This window comes from Streptomyces albofaciens JCM 4342, from assembly GCF_008634025.1.
Classification (GTDB): Bacteria; Actinomycetota; Actinomycetes; order Streptomycetales; family Streptomycetaceae; genus Streptomyces; species Streptomyces albofaciens.
On record NZ_PDCM01000002.1, the window covers coordinates 3,308,865 to 3,325,409 of the forward strand.

Here is a 16,545-nt window from a genome sequence, read left to right on the forward strand (position 1 = left end):
CTCCCTCAGCGCAGCTTGGGGTCGAGGGCGTCGCGCACCGCGTCGCCGAGCATGATGAACGCCAGCACCGTGATGCTGAGGGCGCCCGCCGGCCAGAGCAGCATGTGCGGCGCGTTGCGCACATCCGTGGCGGCGGTGGAGATGTCGATGCCCCAGGAGACCGTCGGCGGCTTCAGGCCGACGCCCAGGAACGACAGCGTCGCCTCCAGGGAGACATACGTACCGAGCGCGATGGTCGCCACGACGATGACGGGCGCCAGCGCGTTGGGCGTGATGTGCCGCAGCAGCATCCGCGAGGTGCTCGCGCCCAGGGCGCGCGCCGCCTGCACGTAGTCCTGCTGCTTGGCGGTGATCACCGAGCCGCGGGCGATACGGGCGATCTGCGGCCAGCCCAGGATCGCCATCAGCAGCACGACGGTGAAGATCGAGCCGCCCTTGATGACGGACAGGAAGACGATGCCGCCGAGCAGGATCGGGATGCCGAAGAAGATGTCGCCGATCCGGGAGAGGATCGAGTCCCACCAGCCGCCGAAGAAGCCGGCCAGGCCGCCCATCAGGCAGCCGAACACGGCGGCGAGCAGGGTGGTGCACACACCGACGACGACCGAGGCCCGGGCGCCGTAGACGGTGCGGGCGTAGACGTCGCAGCCCTGGGTGTTGAAGCCGAAGGGGTGGCCGTCGGCCGGGCCCTGCTTGGACTTGGTGATGTCGCAGGCGTACGGGCTGGTGCTGGTCAGCAGGCTCGGCCAGATCGAGATGACGACCAGGAAGAGGATCAGCACCGCGGAGATGTAGAAGATGGGGTTGCGCCGCAGGTCGCGCCAGGCGTCGCCCCACAGGCTGCGGGGCTTGTCCGCCTTCAGCTCCACGCCGACGACATCGGCCGCGTCCACGGGTGCCTGGGTGTGCACGGAGGTCTCGGTGTCAGGCATAACGGATCCTCGGGTCCAGGACCGCGTAAAGCAGGTCGACGAGCAGGTTGGCGGCGAGGAAGACGACCACGAGGATGGTCACGAAGCCCACCACGGTCGGTGAGTTCTGCCGCAGGATGCCCTGGTAGAGCTGGTAGCCGACGCCCTGGATGTTGAAGATCCGCTCGGTGACGACGGCGCCGGCCATCAGGCCGCCGATGTCGGTGCCGAGGAAGGTGACGACGGGGATCAGCGAGTTGCGCATCAGGTGGACGGTGACCACCCGGCGGCGCGGCAGGCCCTTGGCCGTCGCGGTGCGGATGTAGTCCGAGCGCAGGTTCTCCGCGATCGAGGTTCGGGTGAGCCGGGACACGTACGCCAGCGAGACGCCCGCCAGCACGATGCCGGGCAGCAGCAGCTGGTCGAAGGTGACGTCGATGGAGACCGCCGGGGCGGCCCAGCCGAGCTTCACGCCGATGAAGTACTGCAGCACGTAGCCGGTGACGAACGTCGGGACCGAGATCACCAGCAGCGTGAAGACCAGCACGCCGGTGTCCACGATCCGGCCTCGGCGCAGGCCCGCGATGACGCCGAGGGTCAGGCCGACCACCAGCTCGATGGCGAACGCCACCAGCGTCAGCTTGATGGTGTTCGGGAAGGCGTTGCCCATCAGTTCCACGACCGGGGTGCCGTTGAAGGACGTACCGAAGTCGCCCTGGAAGATCCCGGCCATGTATTGCAGGTACTGGCTCCACAACGGGTCGTTGAGGTGCAGGGACTCCCGGATCGCCGCGGCGGTGGCCGGGTCCGGTGTCCGGTCTCCGAACATGGCGGCGACGGGGTCGCCGATCGCGTAGACCATGACGAAGATCAGGAAAGTGGTGCCGATGAAGACGGGCACCATCTGGAGCAGTCGTCGTATGACGTAGCGCCCCATGTGTCCTCCAGGAAAGCGCCGACGCGGGAACAGCCGGACCCGTTCTCGACGGGTACCGACTGTCCCCTGCCGCCGTAAGCGGTTATGTTCTTCGCGCCCCGCTCAGGGGCGGCTGCGTCGGATCAGCCCTTGACCTTGATGTCGCTGAAGACAGGGACGCTGAAGGGGTTGAGCGTGACGTCGGAGACCTTGTCCGACCAGCCGACGGTGCCGTTCTGGTAGAAGAGCGGGATGTTCACCGCGTCCTGGATGACGATCTTCTCGGCCTGCTTGTAGATGTCGGTGGCCTTCTTGATGTCCGTCTCGGCGGCGGCCTCGTCCATCAGCTTGTCGAATTCCTTGTTGCTCCACTTGCCGTCGTTGGAGCTGGACCCGGTCTTGTACAGCGGGGTCAGGAAGTTCTCGATGTGCGGGTAGTCCATCTGCCAGCCGGCGCGGAACGGCCCGTTCATCTCGCCCTTGGTGATCTGGTTGCGGAAGTCACCGAAGGTGCCGACCGGGTTGCCCACGCAGGCCTTGTCGTCGCCGAGGACCTTGTTGATGCTGTTGCAGGCCGCGTCCGCCCACTGCTTGTGGGAGTCCTTGTCGGCGTTGTAGCTGATGGTCAGCTTGCCGCCGGGGATGCCGCCGCCCTCTTCGATGAGCTTCTTGGCCTCGGTCGGGTTGTAGGTGCAGACGTCACCGCAGAGGTTCTTGTCGTAACCGTTGGCCTCGCCGAGCACCGGAGAGGTGAGGTCGACCATCGGTGTACGGGTGCCGTTGTAGATCTTCTCCGTGATGCTCTTGCGGTCGATCGCCATGGAGATGCCCTTGCGGACCTTCTCCATGCCCGGCTTGTTCCACTCGGGCTTGTAGAACGGGAAGGTGACGGCCTGGTAGAGACCCGCGGGCTGGGTGTGGTAGTTGCCCTTGAGGTCGTTCTTGGCGTTCTTGATCTGCTCCGCCGGGATGTCGTCGTTGACATCGAGGTTGCCGGCCTGGAGGGCGGCGTACGCGGCGTTGGAGTCGGTGAAGACCTGGAGCAGTACGCCCTTGTTCTGCGGCTTGTGGTCACCGGTGTAGTACTTGTTCGGGACGAGCTTCATCAGCTTGCCCCGCTCGTACGAGTCCACGGCGTACGGGCCGTTGCCGACCGGCTTCTTCAGGTATTCCTCGTGCTTGTCGAAGAACATCTTGGGCAGCGGCGAGAACGCCTTGTAGCCCAGGCGGACCGGCCAGGTGCCGAACTTCTTGCTGAGCTTGACGGTGAAGGTGGTGTCGTCCACGACCTTCAGGCCCGACAGCGTCTGGGCGGTCGGCTTGCCCTCCTCCGGGGAGGTCTTGTCGTAGCCCTCGATGTCGGAGAAGAAGTAGGCGTTCTTCTGCTTGTTGGTGGCCAGCGCCGCGTAGTTCCAGGCGTCCACGAACGACTTGGCCGTGAGCGGCTCGCCGTTGGAGAACTTCAGGCCCTTCTTCAGCTTGATGGTGAAGTTCTGGGCGTCGGAGGTCTCGATCGACTCGGCGGCGGCGTTCTTCGCCTCGCCGGTCTTCGGGTCGTACTCCTTCAGATTCATGAAGATCTGGTCCAGCACCTTGCCGCCGAGCACCTCGTTGGTGTTCGCGGGCTCCAGCGGGTTCTGCGGGTCTCCCCAGTTGGCCCGGACGAAGCCGGCCTCGGCACCCGAACTACCGCTGCTTCCACCGCATGCCGTCGCCGACAGGGCGATGGCTATCGCCCCTGCGATCCAGGTGGCGCTCTTGGCACCGCGCATGGGACTGCCTCCTCATGAGTCCATTCACTTCATGGAAAGGAGCTGCCCGCAGCTGACACCCCTGACAGCCAGCGACCAGCCCCTGCTGCTCGTGAGTCGGCGCTCCCCACAGCGCGTGACCCATTGACCCGAGCTCAATGCCCCCCAGTCTCAGTCACCTTCGCCCCATAAACCACGTGTAAGGGGTCTCGGTTTGGTCACATCCGGTTTCCGGAAGTTCGGAATCCGGACAAAACAAACCATCCAGACGGTAACGAAACGGACTGTCGGTGCACCACGTCGCGATCTTCGTCCGCAATTCGGACTCACCATGGCCGGATCGCAACCCAAATCTTGTTGACTCATTGCGATCAATTGCGATATCGGCCGCGCCAGAACGGGAAACGGAAAGCGCCCCACCGGACGGTGAATCCGGTGGGGCGCTCTCGGAGCGTAATCGCCGCTCGTACGCCGGAGGTTACCCGGCGTGACGGATCAGCGCTTCGCGCGCGACGCCGTCCGCGCGCGCTCACGGGCGTCCAGGACGACCTTGCGGATGCGGACCGCCTCCGGGGTGACCTCGACGCACTCGTCGTCGCGGCAGAACTCCAGCGACTGCTCCAGCGAGAGCTTGCGCGGCGGGACGATCGACTCCGTGACGTCGGCCGTGGAGGAGCGCATGTTCGTGAGCTTCTTCTCCTTGGTGATGTTCACGTCCATGTCGTCGGAGCGGGAGTTCTCGCCGACGATCATGCCCTCGTACACCTCGGTGCCCGGCTCGGTGAACAGCACGCCGCGCTCCTGGAGGTTGGTCATCGCGAAGGCGGTGACCGCGCCGGCCCGGTCGGCGACCAGCGAACCGTTGTTACGGGTGGTCAGGGTGCCGAACCAGGGCTCGTGGCCCTCGTGGATGGAGTGCGCGATGCCCGTACCGCGGGTGTTGGTCAGGAACTCCGTACGGAAGCCGATCAGACCGCGCGACGGCACCACGAACTCCATGCGGACCCAGCCCGAGCCGTGGTTGGACATGTTGTCCATCCGGCCCTTGCGCACGCCCATGAGCTGGGTGACGGCGCCCATGTGCTCCTCGGGCACGTCGATCGTCATGCGCTCGACCGGCTCGTAGACCTTGCCGTCGACCTCCTTGGTGACCACCTGCGGCTTGCCGATGGTCATCTCGAAGCCCTCACGGCGCATCTGCTCGACCAGGATGGCCAGCGCCAGCTCACCGCGGCCCTGCACCTCCCAGGCGTCCGGGCGCTCGGTGTCCAGCACGCGCAGCGAGACGTTGCCGATCAGCTCGCGGTCCAGGCGGTCCTTGACCTGGCGGGCGGTGACCTTGCGGTCCTTGACCGCGGCCTTGGCGTCCGCGCCCTTGCCGGTGCCGCCGCGGCCGACCAGCGGGGAGGTGTTGGTGCCGATGGTCATCGAGATCGCCGGCTCGTCGACCGTGATCAGCGGCAGCGCGACCGGGTTCTCCGGGTCGGCCAGCGTCTCGCCGATCATGATGTCGGGGATGCCGGCGACGGCGCAGATGTCACCGGGGCCCGCCACCTCGGCCGGCTTGCGGGTCAGCGCCTCGGTCATCATCAGCTCGGTGATGCGGACGTTCTGCACGGACCCGTCGCGCTTCATCCACGCCACGGTCTGGCCCTTGCGCAGCTCGCCCTGCTCGACACGGAGCAGCGCGATACGGCCGAGGAAGTTGTCCGCGTCCAGGTTGGTGACGTGCGCCTGGAGGGGGGCCGACTCGTCGTACTCGGGGGCCGGGACGGTCTCCAGCAGCGTGGAGAAGAACGGCTCCAGGTTGTCGCTGTCCTGCGGGACGGTGCCGTCCTCGGGCTTGGTCAGCGAGGCGACGCCGTCACGGGCGCAGGCGTAGACGATCGGGAACTCGATCTGGTCCTCGTCCGCGTCCAGGTCCAGGAACAGGTCGTAGGTCTCGTCGACGACCTCGGCGATGCGCGAGTCCGGGCGGTCGGTCTTGTTGATGCACAGGATGACCGGCATCTTCGCGGCCAGCGCCTTGCGCAGCACGAAGCGGGTCTGCGGCAGCGGGCCCTCGGAGGCATCCACCAGCAGCACGACCGCGTCCACCATCGACAGACCGCGCTCGACCTCGCCGCCGAAGTCGGCGTGGCCGGGGGTGTCGATGATGTTGATGGTGATCGGGTCCCCGCCGTCCTTGGGGTGGTACTTCACCGCCGTGTTCTTGGCGAGGATCGTGATGCCTTTCTCACGCTCCAGGTCGTTCGAGTCCATCATGCGCTCGTCGAGGTTCTCCGCGGCGTGCGCGGCGAACGAGCCGGCCTGCTTGAGCATGGCGTCGACGAGGGTCGTCTTGCCGTGGTCGACGTGGGCGACGATGGCGACGTTACGAATGTCGTGGCGCGTGGGCATACTGCGGCGCTTCTCCCGGATCGTGGATGGCGGCACGTACGGTCCGGTACGTGTGCCTGCCGGGCATGAAGACGCCACGGCCTCACCCCATGGTACGTGGCTGGCGCGGCGTCGGCCGCCCCAGGTCGCTCGGACCGGCCCTGACCTGCGGCGATGCAAATCCGAACGGGCATCCCGCACGGGTTGGGCACCTGCCGTTCCCCGCCCGGCCGGACGCGTGACGGGTGGGCGTCACCGTACGCCACGGGTCCGTGCGGCGGGGGGGGGGGACGTACGGCGGCGGGACGTACGGCGGCGGGACGTACGCCCCGGACGATCACCCGGGGCGGCCGTCCCGCCCTGTCACTCGTAGCCCGCCGTCAGCTCTTCTTGTAGCCGATGTCCTGGTAGCGCGGCGTCGAGAAGCCGAAGGCTCCCGCGTTGACCAGGTTCTTCTTCGCGGCGACCACCTCGGGGCGCTGGTAGAGCGGCACCGAGCCGGCCGCCGCCCAGATCCGGGCGTCGGCGCGCTCGACCAGTTCGCGGGACGCGTCCTCGTCCAGTTCGGCCGCCGCTTGGTCGAAGAGCTGGTCGATGTGGTCGGTGCCGACCCGGGTGTAGTTCTGTTCGACGGTCAGGCTGCCGTCGGCGGCTGGCTGCGGCTTGGCGTAGATCGGACGGCCGTCGGTGGCCGGGTAGGCGGAGCCGGGCCAGGTGTAGAGCGCCAGGTCGAAGTCGCCGGCGGCGATGTGGTCCTCGAAGTAGCTCTTGTCCGGCACCTTCTGGACGACGGTCTGCACCCCGATCCGGGCGAGCATCCCGGAGATCCGGTCGGCGACGGTGCGCAGCCGCTCGGAGCCGGGCCCGTCCGGCAGCACGAAGCGCAGGGCGAGCGGCTTGCCGTCCTTCTTCACGGCCGCGGCCGGGCCGCCCGCGGCGGGGTCGGCCGGGCCGGCGAGCGCCAGGGCGTCCGCGCCGACCGGCTTGCCGTCCGCCGCCCGGCCCGCCCCGTCCGGTCCGTCGGGCGTCCGTACGCCGCCGGGCGCGGGGGCCACCTCGATCATCTCGGCGGCGCTCAGCGCGTTGGCCGCCAGCATCTCGTAGCGCCGGTAGTCCGCGTACGCGGCGGTGGCCGTGTCGCCCTCCGCGGTGGTGCGCCGGTCGGCGGCGGCGGTCTTGTAGAAGACGGCGCTCTGCCGCAGCAGCGTGGACCGCTGGAGGTCGGCGGACCGCACACCGGCCGAGGACAGCGGCGTCGTCGGTACGGAGACCCGGACCACGTCGCCGCCCTTCTCGTCGTCGTGGCCGGCGTCCACCTTCTTGTCCGGCTTCTGCGGCTGGGCCGTACCGCCCGGCGCGCGCCAGCCCGCGTCCGCCAGCATCGCCCGCGCGGCCCCGGTGTCCGGTCCACCGAGGGCGTCGCTGTGGTCCGCGTAGCCGGGCTGGCCCGCCATCAGCAGGTGGCTGCCGAGCGGGCGGTTCGGCAGGCCGAGCGGCTTGAGCACACTGTCGGCCAGCTTCTGCCGGTCGATGGCGCGGGCCACCGCGCGGCGCACCCGGTCGTCGTTGAGCGGATCGACGCTGCCGTTGAGGGCGAGCTGTGTGTAGGCGGGTTCGAGGGCCTTGCGGACGGTGTAGCCGCGCAGCGCCTGCTGCTCGGCGGTGGCCGCGCGGCGCGGCGGTACGTCGTCGCCACCGGGGGCCGGGGAGCGCTCGGCGTCATCCCCCGCGCCCTCCGCGCGCCCGGCTTGCGAGGCACCGTCGGGCGCCCCGGCGCCCGGCGAGCCCGAGCCGACACCGGGTGAACCGGCGTCGGGCGCCCCGGCGCCCGGCGATCCGCCCTTCCGGGACCCGGTCCCCGCCGCCCCGGACGGCGCCGGCCGCCCCGCCGCGGTGATCTTGCGGGCGTCCTCCGGGTCCACCTCGGCCAGGTCGAGCGTCCCGGCGGCCAGCGCGGCGGCCCGCCTGTCGCGCGGCACCGCCGTCAGCACCACCTTGTCCAGCTTGGCGGGCGCGCCCCACCACTTCGGGTCGCGGGCGAGGGTGAGGGTGCCCGCCTGCTCGTCACGGCCTTGCACCGCGAACGGCCCGGCCGTCTCCTTCAGCTGTTCGCGCGCGCTGTCGTTGAAGGCGCGCGCGTCGCCCATCACGCTCTTCGGGTACAGCGGCGTGAACAGCGACTTCCAGTCCGCGTACGGCTTGGCGAAGGTGACCTTGACCTCGCGCGCGCTGCCGCCCCGCTCGACCTTCTCGATCCGGTCGTACCCGGCGTTGCGCGCGCTCCAGTACGCGTTGTCCTTGCCACGCAGCGCGTTCCACTGGGCGGCGAAGTCCTCCGGGCCGACGGCGCGTCCGTCGCTCCACCGGGCCTTCGGGTTGATCTTGTAGACGACGGTCTGGCGGGGCTCGCGGTCGGTGACGTCGGCGGCGGCCAGGTAGTCCGGGTTGCGCTGCGGGCGGCCGCGCTGGTCCAGGGTGAACAGCCGGGGCAGTACGGCGTCGGTGACGCGCCGCGTGGCGGCGTCCGCGCGCGCCTGGAAGGCGTTCAGGGTGCCGGGCATGGCGTCCACCGCCCAGCGCAGCGTGCCGCCCTGGCGCACCCGGTCGCGGGCCGCGGCGGCGATGTCCTGGGTGCCGGGGGCGGCTTCCCCGGTGTCGTCGCCCCCGCCGCAGCCGGTCAGCACCGGCAGCGGCAGCAGCACTCCCGCGGCGAGGAGCGCGGCGCGGCGGCGCCTGCGGCAGGCCGCGCCGCCTGGCCTGACGGGGTGGGTCATCACGGTTACCTCCGGGGCTCGCCCGCGCCGGGCCACCGCGGCGGGCCGCGGGGCCACGGATCACGTTCGGCCGACTTTGCGGCTCATCACACCTATGGCTCCACCACTGAAGGCGACCGGCCCCGGTGCGCGCGGGCGACACGTCGGCCACGGCCGGGAAGGCCACCCGCCCGGCCCAACCGCGCGCGCTCCGGCGGCGGTCCCGGTGCGCGCGCGACCTCGTACGCGAGACCGTCCGGCCCCGGCCGTACGGGCCGCGCGAGGGGAGAGCGTACGGGCCGGCGCCCGCGGGCGTACACGCCGCCGTACAAACGCACGTCCCGCGGTACGGCACGACGGCGCACACCTGCCGAAACACGCCGGTCCGGTTCCGCAATCGCGGCAGATCCCTTCCCAATCGCGACTGTGACGCGCGACACTCGCAGGCGCACGCCGCTGCACCCGGGCCGGCGCCCGGGGCCGCGCGGAACGGTGCCGACCACACCCGCGGAGGTGAGGCAAGTCATGTCACTTCAGGACGACCTGACGGCTGTTCAGCGCAACTTGGACGATCTGGAACGGTCGGTCGGACGACTGGAGCAACAGGTCGGCGGCGGCCTGGACATACGCCGCGTGCGCAGCGACACGGATCATTTGCGCGAAAGCCTGCGACTGCTGCGGGAGGGCGCCGCCGGACCGGCCCGCGAGCGGCCCGCGGGCGCCGGGCCCGCCCCCGTACCGGGCCCCGAGATCGTGATCATCCCGGACACGCCGTATGACACCGCCCTGTGGGCCGGCGCGGAGGACGAGGGGCTCGGTTCCCTCGGCCGCCGGACGCCGTAGGGCACGCCCCCGTACCGCCGCTGAGCCGTACCGCCGCTGAGCGCCACCCGTCCCACCCCAGACAGCCGTCCACGGAGACCGACGTTGGCCACTGGCACCGAACCCCAACCGCATACCGACGCACGCGGCGCGAACGGCGCGTCCGGCCCGTACAGCGCCGGAGTGCACGCCCCTTCGCGCGCCGCGATTCCCGCCCGCCACCTGCGCACCGACCGCTGGTGGCTGTACCCCGCCACGACCGCGGCGGGACTGTTCGCCTTCGTCGTCTACTCGACGTGGCGGGCGTTCGCGAACGCGGACTACTACGCCGCGCCCTACGTCTCGCCGTTCTACTCGCCGTGCCTGGCGGAGAACTGCCACCCGATGCGCGGCGGCCCGAACTGGGAGGTGTTCGGCAGCTGGTGGGGCCTGTCCCCCGCGCTGCTGATCCTGATCTTCCCGCTGGGCTTCCGGCTGACCTGCTACTACTACCGCAAGGCGTACTACCGCGGCTTCTGGGCCTCGCCGCCCGCCTGCGCGGTCGCCGAGCCGCACAAGAAGTACACCGGCGAGACCCGCTTCCCGCTGATCCTCCAGAACATCCACCGCTACTTCTTCTACTTCGCGGTGATCGTGGCGGGCATCCTCACCTACGACACGGTGCTCACCTTCCGCAACGCGGACTACGAGTGGGGCCACATGGGCCTGGGCACCCTGGTCTTCCTCGTCAACATCGTGCTGATCTGGGCGTACACGCTCTCCTGCCACTCCTGCCGGCACATCGTCGGCGGCCGGCTGCGGCACTTCTCCAAACACCCGGTGCGCTACCGCCTGTGGGGCTGGGTCGGCAAGCTCAACGCACGGCACGCGGCGCTCGCCTGGGCCTCGCTGATCAGCGTGGCCGCCGCCGACTTCTATGTCTTCCTGCTCGCCACCGGGGTCTTCGACGACCCGCGGTTCTTCTAGGAAGGGTGCCTGGTGATGACGCAGCTGGACCGGCAGGAGTGGGACGTCGTCGTGGTGGGCGCGGGCGGGGCCGGGCTGCGCGCCGCCATCGAGGCCCGGGAGCAGGGCATGCGGACGGCGGTGATCTGCAAGTCGCTGTTCGGCAAGGCGCACACGGTCATGGCCGAGGGCGGCATCGCGGCCAGCATGGGCAACGTCAACGAGGGCGACAACTGGCGGGTCCACTTCCGCGACACCATGCGCGGCGGCAAGTTCCTCAACCACTGGCGGATGGCGGAGCTGCACGCCCGCGAGGCGCCGCAGCGGGTCTGGGAGCTGGAGACCTGGGGCGCCCTGTTCGACCGCACCCCGGACGGGCGGATCTCGCAGCGCAACTTCGGCGGCCACGAATACCCGCGCCTGGCGCACGTCGGCGACCGTACGGGCCTGGAGCTGATCCGTACCCTCCAGCAGAAGATCGTCTCCCTCCAGCAGGAGGACGAACGGGAGCTCGGCGCCCATGACGCCCGGTTGAAGGTCTTCCAGGAGTGCACCGTCACCCGCGTCCTGAAGGACGGCGACCGGGTCGCGGGCACCTTCTGCTACGAGCGGGAGTCCGGCCGCTTCTTCGTCCTCCAGGCGCCGTCCGTGGTGCTGGCCACCGGTGGCATCGGCAAGTCCTTCAAGGTGACCTCCAACTCCTGGGAGTACACCGGTGACGGGCACGCGCTCGCGCTGCTCGCCGGGGCGCCGCTGATCAACATGGAGTTCGTCCAGTTCCACCCGACGGGCATGGTCTGGCCGCCGTCCGTCAAGGGCATCCTCGTCACCGAGTCGGTCCGCGGCGACGGCGGGGTGCTGCGCAACAGCGACGGCAAGCGCTTCATGTTCGACTACATCCCGGACGTATTCAAGGAGAAGTACGCGCAGTCCGAGGCCGAGGGCGACCGCTGGTACGACGACCCGGACCACAACCGCCGCCCGCCCGAGCTGCTCCCCCGCGACGAGGTCGCGCGGGCCATCAACGCCGAGGTCAAGGCGGGCCGCGGCTCCCCGCACGGCGGTGTCTTCCTGGACGTGTCCACCCGGATGCCGGCCGAGGTGATCCGGCGGCGGCTGCCGTCCATGCACCACCAGTTCAAGGAGCTGGCGGACGTGGACATCACCGCCGAGGCGATGGAGGTCGGGCCGACCTGCCACTACGTGATGGGCGGCGTGGAGGTCGATCCGGACACCGCGGCGGCCACCGGCGTCCCGGGCCTGTTCGCCGCCGGCGAGGTGGCCGGCGGCATGCACGGCTCCAACCGGCTCGGCGGCAACTCCCTGTCCGACCTGCTGGTCTTCGGCCGCCGGGCGGGCCTGTACGCGGCCGAGTACGCGCGCTCGCAGTCCGTACGGCCCACCGCCGACCCGCTCCAGCTCGACGCGGCCGAGGCGGAGGCGCTGCGGCCGTTCAGCGCCGAGGGGCCGGACGCGGACCACGCCGGCCGCCCGGCCGAGAACCCGTACACCCTCCACCAGGAACTCCAGCAGTCGATGAACGACCTGGTGGGCATCATCCGCAAGCAGGGCGAGATGGAAGAGGCCCTGGAACGCCTCGCCGACCTGCGGGTACGGGCCCGGCGGGCCGGGGTCGAGGGCCACCGGCAGTACAACCCCGGCTGGCACCTGGCCATCGACCTGCGCAACATGCTGCTGGTCAGCGAGTGCGTGGCGCGTGCGGCGCTGGAGCGTACGGAGTCCCGCGGCGGGCACACCCGGGACGACTACCCGGAGATGGACCGGCGCTGGCGCCGGGTCAACCTGGTCTGCGAACTGGCCGACGGCGGCCCGGACTCCCCGCCGCAGGACCCGGCCACCGGGCAGATCCGCCTCACCCGCCGCCGGACCCCGCCGATCCGGCCCGACCTGCTGGAGCTGTTCGAGCGGGACGAGCTGGCGAAGTACCTGGCGGAAGCGGAACTGACGGCGGCGGCCGCGGGGACGGCCGAGGCGGCGCCTCCCGGGCCGGGGGTGCCGGCCGCCGGAACGACGGACGACGAGGAGACGAGCCGGTGAGCGCGCAGTCCGACGCCTACAAGGCGCACTTCAGGATCTGGCGGGGCGACGCGGACGGCGGCGGCCTGGAGGACTTCCGCGTCGAGGTCAACGACGGCGAGGTGGTCCTCGACATCATCCACCGGCTCCAGGCCACCCAGGCACCCGACCTGGCCGTGCGCTGGAACTGCAAGGCGGGCAAGTGCGGCTCGTGCAGCGCGGAGATCAACGGTCGGCCGAAGCTGATGTGCATGACCCGGATGTCGGTCTTCGAGCGCGACGAGACGGTCACCGTCACCCCGATGCGTACCTTCCCGGTCGTCCGCGACCTGGTCACGGACGTCTCCTTCAACTACGCCAAGGCCCGCGAGATCCCCAGCTTCGTCCCGCCACCCGGCCTGGCGCCCGGCGAGTACCGCATGCGGCAGGAGGACGTCGGCCGGTCGCAGGAGTTCCGCAAGTGCATCGAGTGCTTCCTGTGCCAGGACACCTGCCACGTCGTACGCGACCACGAGGAGAACAAGACCGCCTTCGCGGGGCCGCGCTTCCTGATGCGCATCGCCGAACTCGACATGCACCCCCTGGACGCCGCCCCCGAGACCGGCCTCGACCGCAAGCGCACGGCCCAGGAGAACCACGGCCTCGGCCACTGCAACATCACCAAGTGCTGCACCGAGGTCTGCCCGGAGCACATCCGGATCACCGACAACGCCCTGATCCCCCTGAAGGAACGGTCGGTCGACCGCAAGTACGACCCGCTGGTCTGGCTGGGCAGCAAGATCCGGCGGCGGAACCGTACGGACTGAGGTCGGGCCGTACGGACCGAGGTCCGGGACCGTACGGAGTGCTGCCCGGGCCCCGTACGGACCTGAGGGCGCCCGGGCCCCGTACGGATACGGGCCCGCTCAGAACAGGCTCAGCAGGGCGTCCGCCGGATCGGGGACGGCGGTTTCGCCGTCGGGCAGCGCCAGCTCGAACCAGACGGTCTTGCCGCGGGGCGTACGGCGGCTGCCCCACCCGGCGCTGAGGAGGCCGACGAGTTGCAGGCCCCGCCCGCCCTCGTCGGTGTCCCGGGCCCGGCGGCGGCGGGGCTGTGCCAGGTCCGCGTCCCAGACCTCGCACACCAGCGTGCGGTCCAGCAGCAGCCGCAGCCTGATCTCGCCGTGGCCGTGCCGCAGGGCGTTGGTGACCAGCTCGCTGACGAGCAGCTCCGTGGTGTCCACCAGGGCCTCCAGGCCCCAGTCCGTGAGCTGGTCACGGGCCAGCTCACGGGCGCGGGAGACCGAGCGGGCCTCGGGGGCGAGGTTCCAGTCGCCGACGGAGTCCTTGGGCAGGCCGTGCACCCGCGCCATCAGCAGGGCGATGTCGTCCTCGCCGTGCCGGGTGTCCAGCGCGTTCAGCACGTGGTCGCAGACGTCCTCCAGCGGGCGCCCGGTCTCCGACAGGGCCGTACGGAAGGCGTTCAGGCCCTCGTCCAGCGGATGCTCGCGGGATTCGACCAGGCCGTCCGTGTACAGGGCGAGCAGCGCGCCGTCGGGCAGTTCGACCTCGGTCTCCTCGAACGGCTCGCCGCCGACGCCGAGCGGCATGCCGGGCGGCACGTCCAGCAGCAGCGCGTCCTCGCCCTCCTCGACCAGGATGGGCGGCAGATGCCCGGCGTTGGCGAACGTACAGCGCCGGGTGACCGGGTCGTACACGGCGTAGACGCAGGTGGCGAGGTAGACCTCGGACAGGTCGGCGGTGCCGGGGCCCGGCCGGGGCGTCTCGGCGGAGCAGTCCGCGGACGCTTCGGCGGAGGCCGCGGTACGGCTGCGGGGGGCGCGCGCGGTCGTACGTGCGCCGCCGCCGGTGGCCCCGAGCCCGCGTGCGATCTCGTCGAGGGCGGAGAGCACCTCGGCCGGTTCCATGTCGAGCAGCGCCAGGGTGCGTACGGCAGTACGCAGTTCCCCCATCGCGACGGCGGCCCGCAGCCCGCGGCCCATCACATCGCCGACGACCAGCGCAGTCCGGTGGCCGGGCAGCTCGATGACGTCGAACCAGTCGCCGCCGACCTCGGTGGCGGTGGTGCCCGGCAGATAGCGGCAGGCGATGTCCAGACCGGCCGCCTCGGGGTCGCCGGGGGGCAGCAGACTGCGCTGGAGGATCAGCGCGCGCTCGTGCTCCCGGCGGTACAGCCGGGCGTTGTCGATGCAGACCGCGGCGCGCGCGGCCAGTTCGACGGCCAGGGCGGTGTCCCGTTCGCCGAACGACTCGCTGCCCTTCGTACGGGAGAACTGCACCAGCCCGACCACCGTGTCCCGGGCGACCATCGGCACCGCGAGCGTCGAGTGCACCACCGAGCCCAGCTCGGCCCGCTCCTCGCCCTCCCGGCCCGGGATGATCTGCGCCTGGGCCGTACGGAGTGCGCCCGCGCACGGGGAGTTGAACGGGTAGCGGTGGACGGCGCCGACCGCGACCGGGCCGTCCTCGCCCTCGCCCTCCGGGACACCGCTGGTCGTGGTGGCCAGCGGCGCGTCGGAGACGGCGCTGGCGAAGGCGACCCGGCGCAGCTCGGCGCTGCCGTCGGCCATCCCCGGCGGCGCCTCGTCACCGGCCAGCAGCCCCTGGTAGAGATCCACGGAGGCCAGGTCGCAGAACTGCGGTACGGCCACGTCCAGCAGCGTGCGGGCGGTGGTCTCCAGGTCCAGGGAGTTGCCGATACGGGCGCCGGCCTCGTTGAGCAGGGCCAGGTTGCGGCGGGCGCTGGCGGCCTCCCGCTCGGCCCGCCGCCGGCCCGTCACATCGGCGGCGAGGGCGGCGACGCCGATGGGGCGGCCGCTGGCGCCGTGCAGCCGGTACAGGGAGACGGACCAGCGGCGGCGGTCGGCTTCGGCGGCGGTCGGGGGCGCGGGGGCGGGGGCGGGGGCGGGGATGGAGGCGGGAGGCTCCGGGGTGGCGGGGGCGGGGCGCTCCGGGGCGGCGGGGGCGGGGATGGAAGCGGTGGGGAGAGAGGGAGTGGGGCCGGAGGGAGTGGGGCCGGAGGCGGAGGGAGTGGAGGCGGAGACCGTGGGGGCCGGTGAAGAGGGGGCGGGCGTCGCCGGCGGGACCGTACCGACCAGCTGCATCTCCGCGACCGGATCGCCGGTCTCCAGCACCCGCCGCAGCGCCGCCTGGAGCCGGTCCGCCTCGGAACGCGGCAGGAAGTCGTGCGGCCCGCCGCCGCGGTACTTGGCCGCGGGACCGCCGAAGACGGTCGCGAACCGCTCGTTGACGCGCCGGATCCGCAGGTCCGTGTCGAAGAGCACGAAGCCCATGGGAGATTGGCCGAAAACGGCCTGAGAAGCGGCTATATCGGTCTCGATGCCGCGCAGCGCGCGGACGTCGACCACCAGACAGACCGCGGCACGCTCACCGTCCGCGGTCTCGGACGGCATCACGTAGATCTCGGCGAGCCGCGGGCACCCCTGCTCCCCGGCATCCTCGCCTGTCTCCGTCCCCGTCCCCGTCCCCGTCTGCGTCGCCGTCTCGCGCGTGCGGTACGGGACCAGGCCGGTCCACTCCCGGCCGTCGAGGATCTGCGAGACCGTACGGCGGGCCTGTTCGTGCAGCTCATGGGGGACGAACGCGGACACCGGGTCCTTGCCGACGGCATGCCGGGCGGGGATCCCGAGCATCTCGGCGGCACGCTCGCTCCACCGGTCGATGCGGCCGTCGGGGCCGAGCGAGAAGGACGCGACGCGGATGTAGTCGTAGATGGAACCGGGCGGGCTGCTCTGCCATATCGGCGGGCCTTCCGGGCCCTCGGCCCCGGAAGGCCGCTCCGGCCGCGCCGGGCCCGCCGTACCGCCCGGCCCGGCCGGCTGCGCGGGTCCTGCCCCGCCAGATGACTTCTCGCTCACGAGCCCCGTCCCCTCCAGCTCATCGTGCCCGGACCGGACGAGCCGAGTATCCAGCACCGCGGCCATCCGGAACACGGTCTTCACGATCACAGCACAGTCTCGATCGCAGGCCGTCCACAGAATGTCAATGAAACGGCAACGATCAGGCCGCCA

10 protein-coding genes are annotated in these 16,545 nt (G+C 71.0%); 4 read left to right on the top strand and 6 right to left on the bottom strand.

Annotation, left to right across the window (positions count from 1 at the left end; all coding sequences use genetic code 11):
* Window positions 1-5 precede the first annotated feature (5 nt).
* The 5 genes from CP973_RS34270 to CP973_RS34290 all read right to left on the bottom strand — a co-directional run bounded on the left by CP973_RS34270 (window position 6) and on the right by CP973_RS34290 (window position 8,731).
* Window positions 6-932 (bottom strand): ABC transporter permease, encoded by a 927-nt coding sequence (locus CP973_RS34270; RefSeq protein ID WP_150247777.1) that lies wholly within the window; start codon window positions 930-932, stop codon window positions 6-8.
* Window positions 925-1,848 (bottom strand): ABC transporter permease, encoded by a 924-nt coding sequence (locus CP973_RS34275; RefSeq protein WP_150247779.1) that lies wholly within the window; start codon window positions 1,846-1,848, stop codon window positions 925-927. The genes CP973_RS34270 and CP973_RS34275 overlap by 8 nt, the downstream gene beginning before the upstream one ends.
* Before the next feature lie 122 nt (window positions 1,849-1,970).
* Window positions 1,971-3,599: a peptide ABC transporter substrate-binding protein gene (locus CP973_RS34280; protein WP_150247781.1), complete on the bottom strand. Its 1,629-nt coding sequence runs from the start codon at window positions 3,597-3,599 to the stop codon at window positions 1,971-1,973.
* A 474-nt stretch (window positions 3,600-4,073) separates the two neighbouring features.
* A complete protein-coding gene (gene typA, locus CP973_RS34285; protein WP_150247783.1) occupies window positions 4,074-5,978 on the bottom strand; it encodes a translational GTPase TypA in 1,905 nt (634 codons plus the stop codon).
* 359 nt (window positions 5,979-6,337) lie between these two features.
* Window positions 6,338-8,731 carry an ABC transporter family substrate-binding protein gene (locus CP973_RS34290; RefSeq protein WP_150247785.1) on the bottom strand — a complete coding sequence of 798 codons (2,394 nt, stop codon included), beginning with the start codon at window positions 8,729-8,731 and terminating at the stop codon, window positions 6,338-6,340.
* A gap of 504 nt (window positions 8,732-9,235) precedes the next feature.
* Here CP973_RS34290 and CP973_RS34295 point away from each other — a divergent pair.
* From CP973_RS34295 to CP973_RS34310, 4 genes are all read left to right on the top strand, one after another.
* On the top strand, window positions 9,236-9,553 hold the full coding sequence (locus tag CP973_RS34295) for a hypothetical protein (RefSeq protein WP_150247787.1): 318 nt from the start codon (window positions 9,236-9,238) through the stop codon (window positions 9,551-9,553).
* An 84-nt stretch (window positions 9,554-9,637) separates the two neighbouring features.
* On the top strand, window positions 9,638-10,498 hold the full coding sequence (locus CP973_RS34300) for a hypothetical protein (RefSeq protein ID WP_150247789.1): 861 nt from the start codon (window positions 9,638-9,640) through the stop codon (window positions 10,496-10,498).
* 15 nt (window positions 10,499-10,513) lie between these two features.
* Entirely contained in the window at window positions 10,514-12,535 is a 2,022-nt protein-coding gene (locus CP973_RS34305; RefSeq protein WP_150247791.1) for a fumarate reductase/succinate dehydrogenase flavoprotein subunit, read from the top strand.
* Window positions 12,532-13,320: a succinate dehydrogenase/fumarate reductase iron-sulfur subunit gene (locus CP973_RS34310; RefSeq protein ID WP_150247793.1), complete on the top strand. Its 789-nt coding sequence runs from the start codon at window positions 12,532-12,534 to the stop codon at window positions 13,318-13,320. Before CP973_RS34305 ends, CP973_RS34310 begins: the two co-directional genes overlap by 4 nt.
* A 99-nt stretch (window positions 13,321-13,419) precedes the next feature.
* On the opposite strand, the gene CP973_RS34315 is transcribed toward CP973_RS34310, so the two are convergent.
* Complete coding sequence (locus CP973_RS34315; protein WP_150247795.1) at window positions 13,420-16,482, bottom strand: SpoIIE family protein phosphatase; 3,063 nt, start codon at window positions 16,480-16,482, stop codon at window positions 13,420-13,422.
* Window positions 16,483-16,545: the final 63 nt, after the last annotated feature.

Coding starts and splice junctions, on each gene's coding strand:
- CP973_RS34270 (WP_150247777.1), bottom strand. CDS start 932: ATGCCTGACACCGAGACCTCCGTGCACACCCAGGCACCCGTGGACGCG.
- CP973_RS34295 (WP_150247787.1), top strand. CDS start 9,236: ATGTCACTTCAGGACGACCTGACGGCTGTTCAGCGCAACTTGGACGAT.
- CP973_RS34280 (WP_150247781.1), bottom strand. CDS start 3,599: ATGCGCGGTGCCAAGAGCGCCACCTGGATCGCAGGGGCGATAGCCATC.
- CP973_RS34275 (WP_150247779.1), bottom strand. CDS start 1,848: ATGGGGCGCTACGTCATACGACGACTGCTCCAGATGGTGCCCGTCTTC.
- typA (WP_150247783.1), bottom strand. CDS start 5,978: ATGCCCACGCGCCACGACATTCGTAACGTCGCCATCGTCGCCCACGTC.
- CP973_RS34290 (WP_150247785.1), bottom strand. CDS start 8,731: ATGACCCACCCCGTCAGGCCAGGCGGCGCGGCCTGCCGCAGGCGCCGC.
- CP973_RS34305 (WP_150247791.1), top strand. CDS start 10,514: ATGACGCAGCTGGACCGGCAGGAGTGGGACGTCGTCGTGGTGGGCGCG.